The sequence below is a fragment of the Herbaspirillum sp. WKF16 genome (assembly GCF_028993615.1).
GTDB lineage: Bacteria > Pseudomonadota > Gammaproteobacteria > Burkholderiales > Burkholderiaceae_D > Herbaspirillum.
The window spans coordinates 1,534,125-1,551,376 of sequence record NZ_CP118632.1 but is presented as its reverse complement, the minus strand read 5'-3'; the positions used below and the strand labels follow the sequence as shown (position 1 = coordinate 1,551,376).

Here is a 17,252-nt window from a genome sequence, read left to right as displayed (position 1 = left end):
GAGCAGCACCATGACGACATGGCTTGCAGCATTGAGGGCATTGCAGGAGCAAGCGGCGCCGGCGGTGCTGGTGACGGTGGCGGAGGTCCAGGGCTCGACGCCGCGCGAGGCCGGCGCACGCATGGTCTACAGCGCCGACCAACAGTACGACACCATCGGCGGCGGCCACCTGGAATGGCGCGCGGCGCAGATCGCGCGCGCCATGCTGGCAGGCGATGCGACGCAGCTGCCGGCCCGGCGCCGGCTGGAGCGCATCGCGCTCGGCCCCAGCCTCGGGCAGTGCTGCGGCGGCGTGGTGTTCCTCGCCTTCGAACGCATCGAGGCCGATTGCAGCGGGGTGTGGAAGGAACTGGAACACTACTGGCGCAGCGGCGCCGACGTCTGGCGCGCGCTGCCGCTGGATAATGCCGATCCCATGCAACTGCATGAAACCGACGGCGAAGCCTGCGACCTGGACGGCCCGGACAACGGCCTGCACGCGGCGCTGTTTCGCGACGTGCGCAAGAGCTACCTGACGCGCGACGCCCGGGGGCGCCGCTGGCTGCTCGACCTGTGCCGCGCGCACCAGCCGCAGGTGGTGCTGTTCGGCGCCGGGCACGTGGGCGCGGCAATCGTGAAGGTGCTCGCCACCCTGCCCTGCCGCGTGCTGTGGGTGGACGAGCGCGAAGACATGTTCCCGCGGCAACTGCCGCCGCAGGTCAGCGTCGAGGCCACCGACGTGCCCAATGCCGCCGTCGACATGGCCGAGCCCGGCGCGTATTATCTCGTGATGACCCACAGCCACGCCCTCGACCAGCAACTGACGGAACGCATCCTCAAGCGCGACGCGGCGCGCGGCGACGTCGGCTGGTTCGGCCTGATCGGCTCCCATACCAAGCGCAAGCAGTTCGAGCATCGCCTGGCCGAGCGCGGCTGCACGCAGGAACAGTTGAACCGCATGACCTGCCCGATCGGCATCCCCGGCATCTACGGCAAGGAGCCGGCCAGCATCGCCATCGCCGTGGCGGCCCAGCTGATGCAGCTGTGGGAACTGCGCCTGACCCAGCCGGCCCGCAACAGTTTTCCTCCCGCGCTCGCCACACACTTTCCGGGCGGCAGAGGCTAAGGAAGACCCTGCCGTCGCCCCGAGGATCCATCAAGACCGGGCGCGCCATCCGCGGCGCGCCGGATCCTCATTCGATTCCGCTTCAACCGCATCGGGAAGGCGCGACCGCGCCTTCCAGTATGATGCCCATAGAATCGACGCCGCCCGCGCGCCCTCCCGCATCCGCAATGCGCCGGGGACGCGGCGGCCAGCATTGAGGACTACCCCATGAGCACATCCATGCAAGCCTACCGCGCCAGCCTGCTGCACTTCACCAACGACCCGGCCTTCGACGAGCGCGCCACGCAGTGGCACAGCGACGGCCTGTTGCTGGTGCAGGACGGCAAGGTCAAGGCCGCCGGCGACCACGCGCAACTGATCGCCTCGCTCCCGCCCGGAGTCGAGGTGCAGGACCATCGCGGCAAGATCATCTGCCCCGGCTTCATCGACACCCACATCCACTATCCGCAGACCGACATCATCGGCTCGCCGGCCCCGGGACTCTTGCCCTGGCTGGAGAACTACACCTTCCCCGCCGAACGCCGCTTCGAGAGCCCGGAGCATGCCGGCGAGGTGGCCGACTTCTTCCTGGCCGAGCTGCTGCGCAACGGCACCACCAGCGCGGCGGTCTACTGCACGGTGCATCCGCAGTCGGTGGACGCCTTCTTCAACGCCAGCCACGCGCGCAACTTGCGCATGGTGGCCGGCAAGTGCCTGATGGACCGCAACGCCCCGGACTTCCTGCGCGACACGGCCGAGACCGGCGTGCGCGAGAGCGAGGAGCTGATCAGGCGCTGGCACGGCAAGGGGCGCCAGCATTACGCCATCACGGTGCGCTTTGCGCCAACCTCGACGCCCGGGCAGATGAAGCTGGCCGGCGAACTGGCGGCGCAATATCCGGACGCCTACATCCAGACCCATGTGGCCGAGAACACCGATGAAGTGAAATGGGTGAAGGAGCTCTACCCCGACGCCCGCAGCTACCTGGACGTCTACGACAGCTACGGCCTGATGCGCAAGCGCGCGCTGTACGCCCACTGCATCTGGCTGGACGACCAGGACCGCGCACGCATGGCGGCCACGCAGTCGGCGGCCACGCTGTGCCCGACCTCCAACCTGTTCCTGGGCAGCGGGCTGTTCGACTTCCCGAAGGCGGACCAGGCCCGGGTGCCGCTGTCGCTGGCTACCGATGTGGGCGGCGGCACCAGCTTCTCGATGCTGCAGACCATGAACGAGCTGTACAAGGTCGGCCGCATGGGCGGCACCTACCTGCCGGCGCAGCGCATGTTCTACCTGGCCACGCTGGGCGGCGCGCGCGCGCTGCAGCTGGAAGGCGTGATCGGCAACTTCGCCCCCGGCTGCGAAGCCGACTTCATCCTGCTCGATCCGCGCGCCACGCCGCTTTTGGCGCGCCGCAGCGCCACCACCGACAGCCTGGAAGAGCAACTCTTCGCGCTGGCCATCCTGGGCGACGACCGCGCCATCGCCGCCACCTACTCCGCCGGCAAGCTGGCGCACCAGCGTTGAAGCGTTTCATGCGTCAATAAAAAGCCCGGCATCTCGCGATGCCGGGCTTTTTCTTTACCGCCGGTGGCGCAGCGCTCAGCGCGGCTGGTACAGGTACATGAAGGCCTCCACCGCGCGCTCGGCCGAAGCCTGCAGCTGCTCGGCCGGCAACTCGGTCACCACGTTGAGCATGCGCACGTCCATCCATTCGGCCTCCACCAGCGCGCGGAACTGCAGCGCCGCGATCCAGCCGTCGCCCTTGTGCAGCTTGCCCTCTTCCATCTTCAGCTTGAGGAATTCGGAAATGCGCGTCCAGCCGCGCTTGGGGCCGCGCTCGTAGAGCATGGGACCGAGCTCGGACTTGCCGGCGTAGTACATCGCCAGGCGCTTGACGGCCACCACCTCGGGCTTGAGCACGATGTCGAGGTAGTGGCGCGCCAGCCGCAGCAGGCCCTGGCGCACGTCGTCCTCGTCGTGCAGCGCGGTGAAGGCCGACTCGAACTGGCAGCCCACCTGCTTCATCATGACCTCGACGAAGATGTCTTCCTTGGAGCTGAAGTAGTTGTACAGCGTAGCCTTCGAGCCGCCGATGCGCGCCGCGATCTCGGCCATCGAGGCGCCCTCGAAACCGATCTCGTTGAATACCTCGCCGGCGATGTCGATCATCGCCTGGCGGCGTTCCTCACTTTTCTTGCGCATGCCTGTGTCCTGAATGGGCTGGGTAGCCTGGCCGGCGCCTGCGGCGCCCTGCCGTGAATCGTGCTTCCGGTGTGCGATGGCAAGGGATTGTATATATCGGCAATCCATTTGCTTGCCAGCCGGGAATTATAGGCGGAGATGCCATCAAAAGCCGCTTATTCAAGGCTTTTTCGCGTCTGGAAATTCTTGTTGCGGCGATGCCGCATAAAGACGAGCAATTTCTCGCAATCCTTCTTGACTATCGAAGAATCTCAATACTATACTGAACTGTACAGTTTTGAAACCTGGTTTTTCTCCCTTACTCCACGACCATGAACCATCATCCACTTACCGCCCAAGGCGGCCCGGCCAGGCGCGACGCCGGCGCCGCGCGGCGCTGGCAGCCGGTGCTGACGGCCTCCGCCATCGCGCTGGCTGCAGCCGCCCTGGCCGGCTGCGCCTCCTTCACCGACCTCGGCCCGCGCGCCGAGCCCAAGTCCATCGATGCCTACCAGAGCGCCCAGATGCTGGCCGCCACCGCGCCGCAGGCCGCCTGGCCGGCCGACGCCTGGTGGCGCGTCTACGGCGACGACCAGTTGAACGCCCTGATCGGCGACGCCCTGCAGGGCGCGCCCTCGATGGCGGTGGCCAAGGCGCGCCTGCTCAAGGCCGAGGGTTCGGCCCAGCAGCAAGGCGCCGCGCTGTATCCGGAGGTCAGCGCAAACGCCTCGCTGGACCGCATGAAGCAGTCCTACAACAACGGCGTGCCGGCTGACTTCGTGCCCAAGGACTACAACAACGAGACCCGCGCCTCGCTGGACTTCAGCTACGAGATCGATTTCTGGGGCAAGAACCGCGCGGCGCTGGCCGCCGCCACCTCGGAACTGGAAGCCGCGCGCGCCGACGCCGCCCAGGCGCGCATCACGCTGGCCACCTCGATCGCCTCGGCCTATGCCGAGCTGGAGCACCTGTATGCCCAGCGCGACACCAACGAAGCCGCGCTGAAGGTGCGCGTGGATTCGCTGGACCTGTTCAACCAGCGCTTCGCCAACGGCCTGGAAACCCGCGGTTCGGTCAAGCAGATGGAAGCGCGCCGCGCCATGGCCGAAGCCGACCTGCGCGCCACGGATGAGTCGATCGCGCTCCAGCGCAACAAGCTGGCCGCGCTGGCCGGCGCCGGCCCCGATCGCGGCCTGCTGCTGGTGCGGCCGAAGATCGACATGAGCCGCCCGTTCGCCCTGCCCGAGCAGGTGCCGGTGAACCTCCTGGGCCGCCGTCCCGACATCGTGGCCGCGCGCCTGCGCGCGGAAGCCGCCGGCAAGCAGATCAAGGTGGCGCGCGCCGCCTTCTATCCCAACGTCAACCTGAAGGCCTACTTCGGCTTCCAGTCGCTGGGCATCGACATGCTGACCAGCCGCGGCTCCGACATCGGCAGCTTCGGCCCGGCCATCTCGCTGCCGATCTTCAACGGCGGCCGCCTGCGCGGCCAGTTCCGCTCGGCCAGCGCGAGCTATGACGAGGCCGTGGCCAACTACGACCAGGCCGTGACCCAGGCGCTGCAGGACGTGGCCGATGTGGGCGTCTCCGAAAAGGCGCTGTCGGGCCGGCTGGAGAAGGTGCAAGCCGCGGCCGACGCCGCCGAAGAGGCCTACCGCATCGTCGGCAACCGCTACAACGGCGGCCTGGCCAATTACCTCGACGTGCTCAACGCCCAGGATACGCTGATCACCAACCTGCGCCAGCTCTCCGACCTGCGCTCGCGCATGTTCAGCCTGGACGTGGCGCTGGTGCGCGCGCTGGGCGGCGGATACGCGGAGCAAGATAAAGAACATGGCGGCGCAGGCGACAGCATCGGCCGCGCCCAACACACAGATACGCAAGCGAAAGGTTAATCATCATGTCCCACAGCGACAACCAGGCAACCCACACCATGGCTGACGACGCCGCCAAGCAACGCGAAGAAGCCGCCGCCCGCGCCGCGGCCACGGCCAAGCGCAAGAAGCTGTTCTCCATCTTCGGCGGCGTGGTCGCCGTGGTCGGCATCGGCTACGGCGCCTACTGGTACCTGATCGGCTCGCGCTACGTCGAGACCGACAACGCCTACACCGCCACCGAAATTTCCGTGGTCACGCCGGCCATCAACGGCATCGTGGCCGACGTCAAGGTGGTCGACACCCAGGCCGTCAAGAAGGGCGACGTGCTGGTCGCCATCGACGACGCCGACGCCAAACTGGCGCTGGCCCAGGCCGAAGCAGACCTGGACCGCACCGAACGCCGCGTCAAGGGCTTCTTCGCCAACGATGCCGGCCTGGCCGCGCAGGTGCTGGCGCGCGAAGCCGAACAGAAGCGCGCCGCGGCCCAGCTGCTGTCGGCCCAGGCTGACGTGAAGCGCGCCGAGATCGATCTGCAGCGCCGTGAAGCCTTGTCCAAGTCGGGCTCGGTGTCCGGCGAGGAACTCTCCAACGCCCGCACCGCCATGCTGACCGCTCAGGCCAACCTGAAGGCGGCCGAGGCCAGCGAGGTGCAATCGCGCGCCAACACGAAGGCCACCATCGGCGCCCAGAAGGCCAGCACCGTGCTGACCGCCGACACTACCGTCGACAACAACCCGGAAGTGGCGCTGGCCCGCGCCAAGCGCGACCAGGCCAAGCTGGACCTGGAGCGCACCGTGCTGCGCGCGCCGCTGGACGGCGTGGTGGCGCGTCGCCAGGTGCAGGTCGGCCAGCGCGTGCAGACCGGCGCCAACCTGCTCTCGGTGGTGCCGCTGCAGCAGATGCACGTGGACGCCAACTTCAAGGAAGGCCAGCTGACCAAGGTCAAGATCGGCCAGCCGGTGACCATGAAGGCCGACATCTACGGCGGCTCGGTGGAATACCACGGCGTGGTGACCGGCCTGTCCGGCGGCACCGGTTCGGCCTTCGCGGTGATCCCGGCGCAGAACGCCACCGGCAACTGGATCAAGGTGGTGCAGCGCCTGCCGGTGCGCGTCTCCATCGATCCCCAGGAACTGGCGCAGCGTCCGCTGTCGGTGGGCCTGTCGATGCTGGTGGAGATCGACACCCGCGGCCAGATCCAGGCCGGCGACACGCCGCAGCAGAAGAGCGCGCAGAACGGCGACGCCAAGGCGGCCTCGCTGTAATCCGGGCCTGACAAGACAAACAGAGGTTTTCCATGTCATCCACACTCAGCGCAGACGCCGGATCGTTGCCGGCCCCGGCGCCCAAGGCCGAGCCGGGCAAGCTGCAAGGCGGCCAGTTGCTCGGCGCCGGCATCCTGCTGGCGGCCGCCAACTTCATCGCGGTGCTCGACACCACCATCGCCAACGTCTCGGTCTCGCACATCGCCGGCGCCCTGGGCGCTTCCACCAGCCAGGGCACTTACGTCATCACCTCGTACGCGGTGGCCGAGGCGATCACCGTGCCGCTGACCGGCTGGCTCGCCAACCGCTTCGGCACAGTGCGGGTGTTCATCAGTTCGATGGTGCTGTTCGGCCTGTTCTCGGCGCTGTGCGGCCTGGCCAACTCGCTGGGCATGCTGGTGCTGTTCCGCATCCTGCAAGGCCTGGCCGGCGGCCCGCTGATGCCGCTCTCGCAGACGCTGCTGCTGCGCATCTTCCCCAAGGAAAAGGCGCCCGCCGCCATCGGCCTGTGGGCCATGACCACGCTGGTGGCGCCGATCGCAGGTCCAGTGCTGGGCGGGGTGCTGTGCGACCAGTACAGCTGGCCCTACATCTTCTGGATCAACGTACCGGTGGCGCTGCTGTGCGGCTGGCTCGGCTGGCGCATGTTGAAGCGCTTCGAGAGCAAGACCACCAAGGTTTCCATCGACCGCGTCGGCCTGCTGCTGATGATCGTGTGGGTCGCGGCCCTGCAATACATGCTCGATGAGGGCAAGGAAAAGGACTGGTTCGCCTCCACCGAGATCGTGGTGCTGGCCGTCATCGCGGTGGTGTTCTTCATCGCCTTCCTGATCTGGGAGCTGACCGAGCGCAACCCGGTGGTCGACCTGCGGGTATTCCGCCATCGCGGCTTCTCGGCCAGCGTGACCACGATCTCCCTGGCCTTCGGCGCCTTCTTCGGCTCGGTGGTGCTCACGCCGCTGTGGCTGCAGGGCTACATGGGCTACACGGCCACCTGGTCGGGCTGCGTCTCGGCGCTGACCGGGATCCTGGCGGTGATGACCGCGCCCTTCGTGGCCAAGATGTCGACCAAGGTCGACGGCCGCAAGCTGGTCTGCATCGGCGTGGTGTGGCTGGGCCTGATGACCTTCGTGCGCGCCTTCAACACCACCGACATGACGATCTTCCAGATCGGCTGGCCGCTGTTCCTGCAGGGTATCGGCATGCCGCTGTTCTTCGTCCCGCTGACGGGCCTGGCGCTGGCCAGCGTGAACGAGGAAGAGACCGCCTCGGCGGCCGGCCTGATGAGCTTTTGCCGCACCATGTCGGGCGCCATCGCCACCTCCATCGTCAACACCAGTTGGGAGAACGACACCACCTACTTCCGCGCCGAGTTGTCCGGCCTGGTGGATCGCTCCGGCGACGCCGTCAACGCCATGACCGCCGTGGGCTTGACACCCGACCAGGCTACCGGCTCGCTGGTGCAGACCGTGCAGAACCAGGCGGTGATGCTGGCCACCAACCACATCTTCATGATGGCCGCGATCTCGTTCTCGCTGGCCGCGATGGCAGTGTGGCTGGCGCCCAAGCCCCAGCGCGTGGCCGACACCTCCTCGGCGCACTGACCTACCGCTCCCCCGACGGCCTGTTCCCCTGCAGGCCGGGCAGGCGGCTACTCCGGTAGCCGCCTGTTTTTTTTATGCGCCGACGGAACACGGGCGATTTTGCTAGACTCCCCGCACCCCATCACAGCCACGGAGACAGCACCATGAGAGCCCTGCAAGCCGACGCCTTTTCCATCGCCAGCCTGAAGATCGCCGACGTCCCCACACCGCAGCCCAAACGCGGCGACATCCTGGTGCGCGTCAAGGCGGCCAGCCTGAACTACCGTGACCTGGCGATCCTTTCCGGCAGCTACATGCCCAACCTCAAGCTGCCCTACGTCCCCTCTTCCGACGCCTGCGGCGTGGTCGAGGCGGTCGGCGAAGACGTCACCCGCTTCAAGGTCGGCGACCGCGTGGTGCCGGTCTATATCCAGGGCTGGCGCGATGGCGCGCTCACGCCCGAGCAGCGCGCCGGCGGTTCGCTGGGCGCGCCGCTGACCGGCGTGCTGCAGGATTACGTGGTGGTGCCGGCCGAGGACGCCGTGGCCGCCCCCGATTATCTGAGCGACGCCGAAGCCAGCACCCTGCCCATCGCCGCGCTGACCGCCTGGACCTGCCTGCAGCAAGGCGGCCTGCAGCCGGGCCAGAGCGTGCTGGTGCAAGGCACCGGCGGCGTCGCCCTGTTCGCCGCGCAGTTCGCCCGCGCGGCCGGCGCGCGCGTGATCGGCCTGACCTCCAGCGAGGCCAAGGCGACACTGATGCGCGGGATGGGCGTGGACACCGTGATCAACTACCGTCAAACGCCGGAGTGGGCCGGCGCGGTGCGTGAAGCCACCGGCGGGCGCGGCGTCGACATCGTGGTGGAGACCACCGGCAGCAGCCTGTCGCAGTCGCTCTCGGCGGTGCGCTTCAACGGTTTTGTCGGTGTGATCGGCTTCGTCGGCGGCATGGAGGCGCCGCTCAACATCCGCCAGCTGATCGGCCCCATGATCCGCATGCAGGGCGTAGTGGTCGGCTCGCGCGCCGCGCTGGAAGCGACGATGCGCATGATGGCCATGCACGGCATCAAGCCGCTGATCGACTCGACCTTCCCGCTGGAACGCGCGGCCGAGGGCTTCGCCCGCATGGAGCGCGGCGAGCATTCGGGCAAGATCGTGATTTCGTTCTGAGGACGCGCGCTTACTTGACGAACAGCTTCTGCACCCGCTTCAAATGCTGGTGCAACGCCGCGCGCGCCTGGCGGGCGTCGCCGCCGCGGATGGCGTCGACGATGCGGCGGTGGTCTTCCAGCACCGCGGCCTGCTCGCGCGGGTCGTTGGTGTAGTGCTCCTCGAACTTCTGGAAGGTGGCCTGGTAGCGCAGCGCCCACAGGAACTCCAGCTGGTCGATCAGCACCTGGTTGCCGGAGGCTTCGCCCATGGCGGTGTGGAAGGCGTGGTCGGCGTCGAGGAAGGCGGCCGAGTCGGGATAGCTGCCGCGCATGGTTTCCAGCGCGCGCTCCAGTTTTTCTATGTGCTCCGGCGTGGCGTTCTTCGCCGCCAGCGCGGCCAGTTCGCCTTCGATCAGGCAGCGCGCATCCAGCTGCTCGATGGGGCTGCGCTCGGCGCGCAGGTCAGGCCCGGGCGGCACGGTGGCCGGATCGCACACCTGCACGCCGTCGCCCACGCGGATGGTCACCAGCCCCTTCACTTCCAGCGCGATCAGCGCCTCCCGCACCGAGGTGCGCGACACGCCCATCTGCTGCGCCAGGTCGCGCTCGGGCGGCAAATAGTCGCGCGGGGCGATGGCGCCGCTGCGGATCTTCTGCTCCAGCAGTTCTGCGATCTGCTTGTACAGGCGCTGCGCCTGCAGCACCGGCAATGCCATCGCCGGCCTGGAAGAAGATTTTTCCGATGCGCCCATCAAGGTTCCCGATTAGAAGTCTGCAATCTGCCGGCGCAAAAAAATAGCGGCCGACGTCGACCGCTATTCTAGCCGTTTGAACGCCCCGCAGGCGCGGCCTTACTGCGCCAGCGGCTTGCCCAGCGGCACGCCGCCCCGTCCCTGCGGCGCCGGCAGCGGTTCGATGCGGCCGACGATGAACAGGTAGCTCAGCGCGCCCACCACGCACAGCACGCCCGCCACCACCAGCGGGATCACGAAGGAACCCTTGGTGATGGCCAGCATGAAGCCGGTGAAGGTGGTGGTGACGATGCCGGCCAGGTTGCCGGCGAAGTTCTGGATGCCGCCGATGGAGGCCACGTGCTTGGGGGTGGGCGCCAGCTCGCCCGGCAAGGTCCAGACGTTGGCGCCGGCGAACGACAGGCTGGCGTAGGCCAGCGCGAACAGCGCCAGGCACGCGCCGGTGCTTTCGACGAAGGCCGACAGCGTGATCGAGGACGACATCAGCATGCCGGCCACCAGGCAAGTCTTGCGCGCCGCGGTAGAGCTCCAGCCGCGGCGGATCAGGCTGTCGGAGAGCCAGCCGCCCAGCCAGCCGCCGGGAATGGCCATGAGCGCCGGCAGCATGCCCAGGGTGCCCAGCGTGGACAGCGAGAAGCCGCGCGACTGCAGCAGGTAGCTGGGGAACCAGGTGATGAAGAAGTAGATCGCGAAGTTCAGGCAGAACAGGCCGATCATGATGCCCCAGATGGTGCGGTAGCGGAACAGGTCGCCCCAGGAGATGCGCGCCTCGCTCTCCGCCTGCAGTTGCGGGCTGCGCTCGGCCAGCAGCGCATCCACCTGCTGCGGCGCGATGGCGCGGTATTGCTCGGGGTCGCGGTAGATGAACCACCACAGCGCCGCCCACACGATGCCGATGGCGCCGGTAATGTAGAACGAGCCGCGCCAGCCGACCGCCGAGATCAGCCAGGCCACCAGCGGCAGCGACAGCGCCGAGCCCACGCGCGAGCCGCTGTCGAAGATGCTGCAGGCGAAGCCGCGCTCGCGGCGCGGGAACCAGTTGAAGGCGACCTTGGCGAAGGACGGGATGGCGGCGGCTTCGCCCACGCCCAGCATCAGGCGCGCGCCGGTCAGTTGGCCCACGCCGCGCGCCGCGCCGCTCAAGACCGTGAACACCGACCACCAGCCTACCGCCAGCGCCAGGCTGACGCGCACGCCAACCTTGTCGATGAACCAGCCGGCCGGCATCTGCAGCAGCGCGTAGGTCCAGAAGAACGCGCTCAGGATCAGGCCCATCGCGGCCGGGCCGAGATCGAGGTCGTGGGAAATATAAGGGGCGGCAATCGCCAGGTTGGCGCGGTCAATGAAGTTGATGACGTTGGCCAGGAAGCAAAGAAAGATCATCGTCCAGCGGATCTTGGGCATGCGGTTCTCCTCTTGATGTCGTTATGTCGGCCGGGCGCGGTCTTGTTGTTGTGGGCGCCCGCCCGTGGTCTCCTCCCCGCCTGGTTCCGGCGGCGGGGAATGCCGGCGGCGGATCAGGCCTTGGCTTTAGCGACGCCTTCCCACAGTCCGTTCAGGTAGACCGCGCCCAGCGCGCGGTCGTACAGGCCGTAGCCGGGCTTGCCGGTCTCGCCCCAGATCATGCGGCCGTGGTCGGGGCGCACGTAGCCCTCGTAGCCGAGCTCGTGGTAGGCCTTGACGATGGCCGCCATGTCCAGCGAGCCGCAGTCCGACTTGTGCGCGGTTTCTTCAAAATCGCCGGCGGCGTTGACCTTGACGTTGCGCAGGTGGGCGAAGTGGATGCGCCCGCGCGCGCCGAATTCGCGCACCAGCGCCTCGACATTGTTCTGCGGGCCGGCGCCCAGCGAGCCCGAGCACAGCGTCAGGCCGTTGGCCGGCACGTCGGCGATGGCCAGCACGCGCGCCAGGTCGTCGCGGTTCTTGACGATGCGCGGCAGGCCGAAGATGGGGCGCGGCGGATCGTCCGGGTGCAAGGCCATCTTGATGCCGGCTTCTTGCGCCGCCGGAATGATGGCCTTGAGGAAGTAGGCCAGGTTGCTCCACATCGTTTCCTCGTCCACCTCGCGGTATTCGGCCAGCAGCGCCTGCAGCGCCTCGGGGCGGTAGCTGGCGTCCCAGCCGGGCAGCGAGATGCCGCGGCTGACGTCGATCTCGTCGGCCTCTTTCGCGCTGAAGGCCAGCGTGGTGGAGCCATCGGGCAAGCGCTTCTCCAGCGTGGTGCGGGTCCAGTCGAATACCGGCATGAAGTTGTAGCAGACCACCTTGACGCCGGCCTGCCCGAGCCTGCGCAAGGTCTCCTGGTAGTTGGCGATGAGCCGGTCGCGGTCGGGCTTGCCCAGCTTGATGTCTTCGTGCACGGGCACCGATTCGACCACGTCGAAGGCCAGCGCATGGTTTTCGATCTTGGCCTTGAGGGCCAGGATCTTCTCCAGCGGCCAGGCCTCGCCGACCGGAACGTCATAGACCGCCGAGACGATGCCGTGCATGCCGGGAATCTGGCGGATGTATTGGAGGGGGACGGGATCGGAATCGCCGAACCAGCGGAATGACATTTTCATAGGAGTCTCCATCGGGGTTTGCCGATGCGCAGGCCGGTGTTCTTGTTCTGCGGCCGCGCTTTCAATATGACAACATAGGTCCATTGGTTGGACCAATAGACCAACGAGAGGCATCATAAGCACTTTCGATATCGGCGACAAGCGAAAAAAACGCTCCCCGCGAACCGGCGACAGCGTGCTTGCGGGTGCAGGAAATAGGGCGGGCGACGCCAGTTCTAGTAAACTCGGCGGATTCGGGCGACGAACGACAGCGCGGGCGTTGGCAACTTCGCCGGCCTGCGTCAAAATACGCGCCCCCCGCGCAAAGCGCAGCGCGGGACGCAAGAATTCAGGGCCGCCGCCACTCCTGCACCAAGCAAGCCGGCCCCGCCAACAACGGATCTCCATGACTCAGCAAGCGACAGAACTTACCCCCGAAAAACAAGCTCTCGAAGCCTCGATCGCGCACCATACGCCGATGATGCAGCAGTACCTGCGCATCAAGGCCGATCACCCGCAGACGCTGGTGTTCTACCGCATGGGCGATTTCTACGAACTGTTCTTCGACGATGCCGAGAAAGCCTCGCGCCTGATGGGCGTGACGCTGACCCAGCGCGGCGCCTCCAACGGCAATCCGATCAAGATGGCCGGCATCCCCTATCACTCCGCCGAGCAATACCTGGGGCGCCTGATCAAGCTGGGCGAGTCGGTGGCGATCTGCGAGCAGATCGGCGACCCGGCCACCAGCAAGGGACCGGTGGAGCGCAAGGTGGTGCGCGTGGTCACGCCGGGCACGCTGACCGATTCCGACCTGCTGCCGGAGAAATCCGAACGCTGCCTGCTGGCCATGCAGATGATGCCGGGCAAGCAGCGCAAGCAGGTGCAGGTCGGCCTGTCGTGGCTGTCGATGGCCAGCGGCGCCCTGAAGCTGATGGAATTCTCCGTCGACAGCCACCTGCTGGACACCCGCATCAAGCAGGAGCTGGAGCGCATCTCGCCGGCCGAGATCCTGATCGCCGACAGCCAGCAAGAACAGTGCGAAGCGCTGCTGCCCAGCCGCGGCGTGGCCGTGCCGGACTGGCACTTCGACCAGCCCAGCGGCGCCAAGGCGCTGCTCGAGCAGCTTGCCGTGGCCACGCTGGACGGCTTCGGCGCGCAGGGCCTGACGGTCGCCGTCGGCGCGGCCGGCGCGCTGCTGCGCTACGCGCAATCGACCCAGGGCCGCGGCCTGCAGCACGTGCGGGCGCTCACGGTGGAGTCGGAAAACGAATTCATCGGCCTGGACGCCTCGACCCGCCGCAACCTGGAACTGACCGAAACCATCCGCGCCCAGGATGCCAACGCGCTGGCGCCCACGCTGTTCTCCACGCTCGATCATTGCCGCACCGCGATGGGTTCGCGCCTGCTGCGCCATTGGCTGCACCACGCGCTGCGCGACCAGAACGTGGCGCGTGCGCGCCACGCGGCGATCAGCGCGCTGATGCGTACCGACGCCTGCTCGGGCCTGTCGGCCACGCTGGCGGCGGTGCCCGACATCGAGCGCATCACCACCCGCATCGCCCTGCTGTCGGCCCGTCCGCGCGACCTGGCGGGCCTGCGCGCCGGCCTGCAGCAGCTCAGCTCGCTGCGCGCCTACGTCGCCATGTGCGGCCGCGACGCCGACGCGCCGCTGCTGGGCCAGTTGCACGACGCCCTGGCCACGCCGGTGGAATGCCTGGACCTGCTGGAACGCGCCATCATGCTGGAACCGGCCGCGATGGTGCGCGACGGCGGCGTGATCGCGCGCGGCTACGACGCCGAGCTGGATGAACTGCGCGGCCTGTCGGAGAACGCCGGCCAGTTCCTGCTCGATCTCGAGGCCCGCGAGCGGGCCCGCACCGGCATCGCCAACCTGCGGGTGGAATACAACAAGGTGCACGGCTTCTACATCGAGGTCACCAACGGCCAGAGCGACAAGGTGCCGGAAGACTATCGCCGTCGCCAGACCCTGAAGAACGCCGAGCGCTACATCATCCCCGAGCTCAAGGCCTTCGAGGACAAGGCGCTGTCGGCGCAGGAGCGCTCGCTGTCGCGCGAGAAGTTCCTGTACGAGCAGCTGCTGGGCGCGATGGCGCCGCACATCGTCACGCTGCAGGCCATCGCGCATGCGCTGGCCCAGCTCGACACCCTGGTGGCGCTGGCCGACCACGCGGCGCGCAACAACTGGTGCGCGCCGCAACTGGTGGCCGAACCCAGCATCCAGATCGAACAGGGCCGCCACCCGGTGGTGGAAAACCAGATCGAGCGCTTCATCGCCAACGACTGCCAGCTGGCCGCCGAGCGCAAGCTGCTGCTGATCACCGGCCCCAACATGGGCGGCAAGTCGACCTTCATGCGCCAGGTGGCGCTGATCACGCTGCTGGCCTACGTGGGCAGCTTCGTGCCGGCCGCCAGCGCCGCGATCGGCCCGATCGACCGCATCTTCACCCGCATCGGCGCGGCCGACGACCTGGCCGGCGGCCGCTCGACCTTCATGGTCGAGATGACCGAATCGGCCGCCATCCTCAACAACGCCAGCGAGCATTCGCTGGTGCTGATGGATGAGGTCGGGCGCGGCACCTCGACCTTCGACGGCCTGGCGCTGGCCTGGGCGATCGCCAAGCACCTGATCGACGTCACGCGCAGCTTCACGCTGTTCGCCACCCACTACTTCGAACTGACCCAGTTGCCGGAGATCCATCCGACGGCGGCCAACGTGCACCTGTCGGCGGTCGAGCACAAGGACAGCATCGTCTTCCTGCATGCGGTGCAGAGCGGGCCCGCCTCGCAGAGCTACGGCCTCCAGGTGGCGCAGCTGGCCGGCGTGCCGGCGCCGGTGATCCGCGCCGCGCGCAAGCACCTGTCGGCGCTGGAAAGCCAGTCGGTGCAGCCGACGCCGCAGTTCGACCTGTTCAGCACTGCGCAGTATGTCGAGCCCGATGAGCCGCGGCAGGAACAATCTGCGCACGGGTCCGAACAAGCGCCGCAAATCGTGGTCGAACCGGATCCGCGCGCGCAAGCTCTGCTGCAATCGCTGGACCAGCTCGATCCCGACGCGCTGACCCCGCGCCAGGCGCTGGACGCCTTGTACCAGTTGAAGCAGCTGAGCCGGCACGACTGACCCCACGCCAACCCGAGGCCGCCACCCGATGAAACGCATCCTGCTGACCGCCCTGCTGGCCTGCGCCGCCTCCCTGGCGGCGCTACCGGCATGGGCGGCGCCGCAGGACTTCGCCTTCGGCATCATCGGCCACGCCTTCGCCGGCGACAATGGCGAGGAAGTCCTGCGTCGCGCCATCGCCGAGACCGATGCCGACAACCTGGCCTTCGTGGTGGTCAACGGCGTCAAGTCCGCCTCCGAGCCTTGCGACGACGACTTGTACAGCCAGCGTCGCGAGCTGCTGTCGCAGGCGCAGAACGGCGTCTTCATGTCGCTGGCGGCCAGCGACTGGATCACCTGCCGCGACAAGGAGCAGCGCTCCGACGCCATCGAACGCCTGGCGCGCATACGCGAACTGTTCCATGCGGGGGAGTTTTCCCTCGGCGCCAGCCGCCTGCCGCTGCTACGCCAATCGCTCACGCCGAAGTTCCGCAGCTATGCCGAGAACACCCGCTGGGAGGTCGGCAACGTGCTGTTCGCCACGCTCAACCTGCCGGCCGGCAACAACCACTTCGTGCTCGACGGCGGGCGCAACAATGAATTCGAAGACCGCCTGATCGCCAACCGCAACTGGCTGCAGCACCTGTTCGCCTATGCGGCGCTGAGGAAGGCCTCGGCGGTGGTGTTCTTCAGCGACGGCAACCCCTTCGGCGCGCCGCCCAAGCGCTCCTTCTTCCGCACCCAGCGCGACGGCTTTGCGGAGACGCGGCGCGCCTTCTCCGAGCTGTCCGGCAAGTTCCAGGGCCGGGTGCTGGTGGTGCACGGCGAGGCCGCCGGCAACAAGGCGCCGCCCCGCATCCTGTGGACCGGCAACCTCGGCAGCGTCGGCGTGGGAGAACGCTGGCTGAAGGTGGTGGTGGACGATCACCTGCCGCAGCTGTTCGCGGTGGCCGATGCGGATGGCGAACGGCGCTGAGGCGACGCGCCCCGCGAAGCGGGATGGGGAAAAGAAAAACGCCCGCGGCTGCGGGCGTTTTTCATTGGTGCGGATACTGCCGCGGCTCAGTTCAGCGGCTGGCTGCGGAAGTGATCGCCTTCCTCTCCCTCATCTTCATCGTGATGATGATGGTGGCCGTGGGCGCCGTGCACGTGGCCGTGGGCGACTTCCTCTTCCGAGGCGGCGCGCACTTCGGCCACGGACAGGTCGAAGCGCAGCGCGATGCCGGCCAGCGGGTGATTGCCGTCCAGCACGGCCTTGCCGTCGGCCACTTCGGTGACGGTGAAGACGACGGTGTCGTCGCTGTCGTCGTCCGGCGAGCCTTCGAACTGCATGCCCACTTCGATCGGTTGCGGCAGGCGCGACACCGGCTCGATCTTGACCAGCTCGGAGTCGTACTCGCCGAAGGCGTCTTCAGGCTCGACCTGGATGGTGACCTGGTAGCCGGCTTCCTTGCCGTCCAGCGCTTCCTCGATCTTGGGCAGCGTGTTGTGGTAGCCGCCGTGCAGGTAGACCATCGGGTCGCTGCTTTGCTCGATCAGGTTGTTCTGGGCGTCGGACAATTTGTAGTTCACGGAAACTACGGTGTTCTTTGCGATTTTCATCGTATCGGATCCTTTGCTGTTGCTGTCTGTATGTGGTGCGGGAGCGGCAGGCCCGGCTGCCGATCTTTCTGAAACCCGGGGGCGCTCCCTGCCGTTGCGC

The 17,252-nt window shown here is 67.5% G+C and carries 14 protein-coding genes; 9 read left to right on the top strand and 5 right to left on the bottom strand.

Annotated elements, in window-relative coordinates; translation table 11 throughout:
• Positions 1 to 10 precede the first annotated feature (10 nt).
• Both xdhC and guaD read left to right on the top strand, forming a co-directional pair.
• Positions 11 to 1,105, top strand: coding sequence for a xanthine dehydrogenase accessory protein XdhC (xdhC, locus tag Herbaro_RS06895; RefSeq protein WP_275013091.1), 1,095 nt, complete (start codon positions 11 to 13; stop codon positions 1,103 to 1,105).
• Between the two features lie 207 nt (positions 1,106 to 1,312).
• Positions 1,313 to 2,611: a guanine deaminase gene (gene guaD, locus Herbaro_RS06890; RefSeq protein WP_275013090.1), complete on the top strand. Its 1,299-nt coding sequence runs from the start codon at positions 1,313 to 1,315 to the stop codon at positions 2,609 to 2,611.
• A gap of 75 nt (positions 2,612 to 2,686) precedes the next feature.
• Here guaD and Herbaro_RS06885 read toward each other — a convergent pair whose 3' ends face one another.
• Positions 2,687 to 3,289, bottom strand: a complete 603-nt coding sequence (locus Herbaro_RS06885; protein ID WP_275013089.1) for a TetR/AcrR family transcriptional regulator — start codon at positions 3,287 to 3,289, stop codon at positions 2,687 to 2,689.
• 53 nt (positions 3,290 to 3,342) lie between these two features.
• Here Herbaro_RS06885 and Herbaro_RS06880 point away from each other — a divergent pair, with 53 nt between their 5' ends.
• The 5 genes from Herbaro_RS06880 to Herbaro_RS06860 all read left to right on the top strand — a co-directional run bounded on the left by Herbaro_RS06880 (position 3,343) and on the right by Herbaro_RS06860 (position 9,159).
• Positions 3,343 to 3,555 carry a hypothetical protein gene (locus tag Herbaro_RS06880; protein WP_275013088.1) on the top strand — a complete coding sequence of 71 codons (213 nt, stop codon included), beginning with the start codon at positions 3,343 to 3,345 and terminating at the stop codon, positions 3,553 to 3,555.
• A 45-nt stretch (positions 3,556 to 3,600) separates the two neighbouring features.
• Complete coding sequence (locus Herbaro_RS06875; RefSeq protein ID WP_275013087.1) at positions 3,601 to 5,160, top strand: efflux transporter outer membrane subunit; 1,560 nt, start codon at positions 3,601 to 3,603, stop codon at positions 5,158 to 5,160.
• A gap of 5 nt (positions 5,161 to 5,165) precedes the next feature.
• On the top strand, positions 5,166 to 6,407 hold the full coding sequence (locus Herbaro_RS06870) for an HlyD family secretion protein (protein WP_275013086.1): 1,242 nt from the start codon (positions 5,166 to 5,168) through the stop codon (positions 6,405 to 6,407).
• A 32-nt stretch (positions 6,408 to 6,439) separates the two neighbouring features.
• On the top strand, positions 6,440 to 8,011 hold the full coding sequence (locus Herbaro_RS06865; protein ID WP_275013085.1) for a DHA2 family efflux MFS transporter permease subunit: 1,572 nt from the start codon (positions 6,440 to 6,442) through the stop codon (positions 8,009 to 8,011).
• Positions 8,012 to 8,154: 143 nt separating this feature from the next.
• Positions 8,155 to 9,159, top strand: coding sequence for a zinc-dependent alcohol dehydrogenase family protein (locus Herbaro_RS06860; protein ID WP_275013084.1), 1,005 nt, complete (start codon positions 8,155 to 8,157; stop codon positions 9,157 to 9,159).
• 10 nt (positions 9,160 to 9,169) lie between these two features.
• Here Herbaro_RS06860 and Herbaro_RS06855 read toward each other — a convergent pair whose 3' ends face one another.
• The 3 genes from Herbaro_RS06855 to uxuA form a co-directional block, all read right to left on the bottom strand.
• Positions 9,170 to 9,892, bottom strand: a complete 723-nt coding sequence (locus Herbaro_RS06855) for a FadR/GntR family transcriptional regulator (RefSeq protein ID WP_275013083.1) — start codon at positions 9,890 to 9,892, stop codon at positions 9,170 to 9,172.
• Positions 9,893 to 9,991: 99 nt separating this feature from the next.
• The gene (locus tag Herbaro_RS06850) at positions 9,992 to 11,296 is read right to left on the bottom strand and encodes an MFS transporter (protein ID WP_275013082.1); all 1,305 of its coding nucleotides are present in this window, start codon (positions 11,294 to 11,296) and stop codon (positions 9,992 to 9,994) included.
• A 113-nt stretch (positions 11,297 to 11,409) separates the two neighbouring features.
• Positions 11,410 to 12,453 carry a mannonate dehydratase gene (gene uxuA / locus Herbaro_RS06845; RefSeq protein WP_275013081.1) on the bottom strand — a complete coding sequence of 348 codons (1,044 nt, stop codon included), beginning with the start codon at positions 12,451 to 12,453 and terminating at the stop codon, positions 11,410 to 11,412.
• Between the two features lie 457 nt (positions 12,454 to 12,910).
• On the opposite strand from uxuA, the gene mutS reads away from it, so the two are divergent.
• On the top strand, positions 12,911 to 15,571 hold the full coding sequence (mutS, locus tag Herbaro_RS06840; protein ID WP_275013974.1) for a DNA mismatch repair protein MutS: 2,661 nt from the start codon (positions 12,911 to 12,913) through the stop codon (positions 15,569 to 15,571).
• Between the two features lie 28 nt (positions 15,572 to 15,599).
• Positions 15,600 to 16,526: a hypothetical protein gene (locus Herbaro_RS06835; protein WP_275013080.1), complete on the top strand. Its 927-nt coding sequence runs from the start codon at positions 15,600 to 15,602 to the stop codon at positions 16,524 to 16,526.
• Positions 16,527 to 16,612: 86 nt separating this feature from the next.
• Here Herbaro_RS06835 and Herbaro_RS06830 read toward each other — a convergent pair whose 3' ends face one another.
• On the bottom strand, positions 16,613 to 17,152 hold the full coding sequence (locus Herbaro_RS06830; RefSeq protein ID WP_275013079.1) for an FKBP-type peptidyl-prolyl cis-trans isomerase: 540 nt from the start codon (positions 17,150 to 17,152) through the stop codon (positions 16,613 to 16,615).
• Between the last annotated feature and the right edge of the window lie 100 nt (positions 17,153 to 17,252).

Bases quoted from the DNA above. Each gene is read 5' to 3' on its own strand.
- Herbaro_RS06835 (WP_275013080.1), top strand. From the start codon at position 15,600: ATGAAACGCATCCTGCTGACCGCCCTGCTGGCCTGCGCCGCCTCCCTG.
- xdhC (WP_275013091.1), top strand. From the start codon at position 11: ATGACGACATGGCTTGCAGCATTGAGGGCATTGCAGGAGCAAGCGGCG.
- mutS (WP_275013974.1), top strand. From the start codon at position 12,911: ATGATGCAGCAGTACCTGCGCATCAAGGCCGATCACCCGCAGACGCTG.
- Herbaro_RS06830 (WP_275013079.1), bottom strand. From the start codon at position 17,152: ATGAAAATCGCAAAGAACACCGTAGTTTCCGTGAACTACAAATTGTCC.
- Herbaro_RS06860 (WP_275013084.1), top strand. From the start codon at position 8,155: ATGAGAGCCCTGCAAGCCGACGCCTTTTCCATCGCCAGCCTGAAGATC.
- Herbaro_RS06885 (WP_275013089.1), bottom strand. From the start codon at position 3,289: ATGCGCAAGAAAAGTGAGGAACGCCGCCAGGCGATGATCGACATCGCC.
- Herbaro_RS06875 (WP_275013087.1), top strand. From the start codon at position 3,601: ATGAACCATCATCCACTTACCGCCCAAGGCGGCCCGGCCAGGCGCGAC.
- Herbaro_RS06865 (WP_275013085.1), top strand. From the start codon at position 6,440: ATGTCATCCACACTCAGCGCAGACGCCGGATCGTTGCCGGCCCCGGCG.
- uxuA (WP_275013081.1), bottom strand. From the start codon at position 12,453: ATGAAAATGTCATTCCGCTGGTTCGGCGATTCCGATCCCGTCCCCCTC.
- Herbaro_RS06870 (WP_275013086.1), top strand. From the start codon at position 5,166: ATGTCCCACAGCGACAACCAGGCAACCCACACCATGGCTGACGACGCC.
- Herbaro_RS06855 (WP_275013083.1), bottom strand. From the start codon at position 9,892: ATGGGCGCATCGGAAAAATCTTCTTCCAGGCCGGCGATGGCATTGCCG.
- guaD (WP_275013090.1), top strand. From the start codon at position 1,313: ATGAGCACATCCATGCAAGCCTACCGCGCCAGCCTGCTGCACTTCACC.
- Herbaro_RS06850 (WP_275013082.1), bottom strand. From the start codon at position 11,296: ATGCCCAAGATCCGCTGGACGATGATCTTTCTTTGCTTCCTGGCCAAC.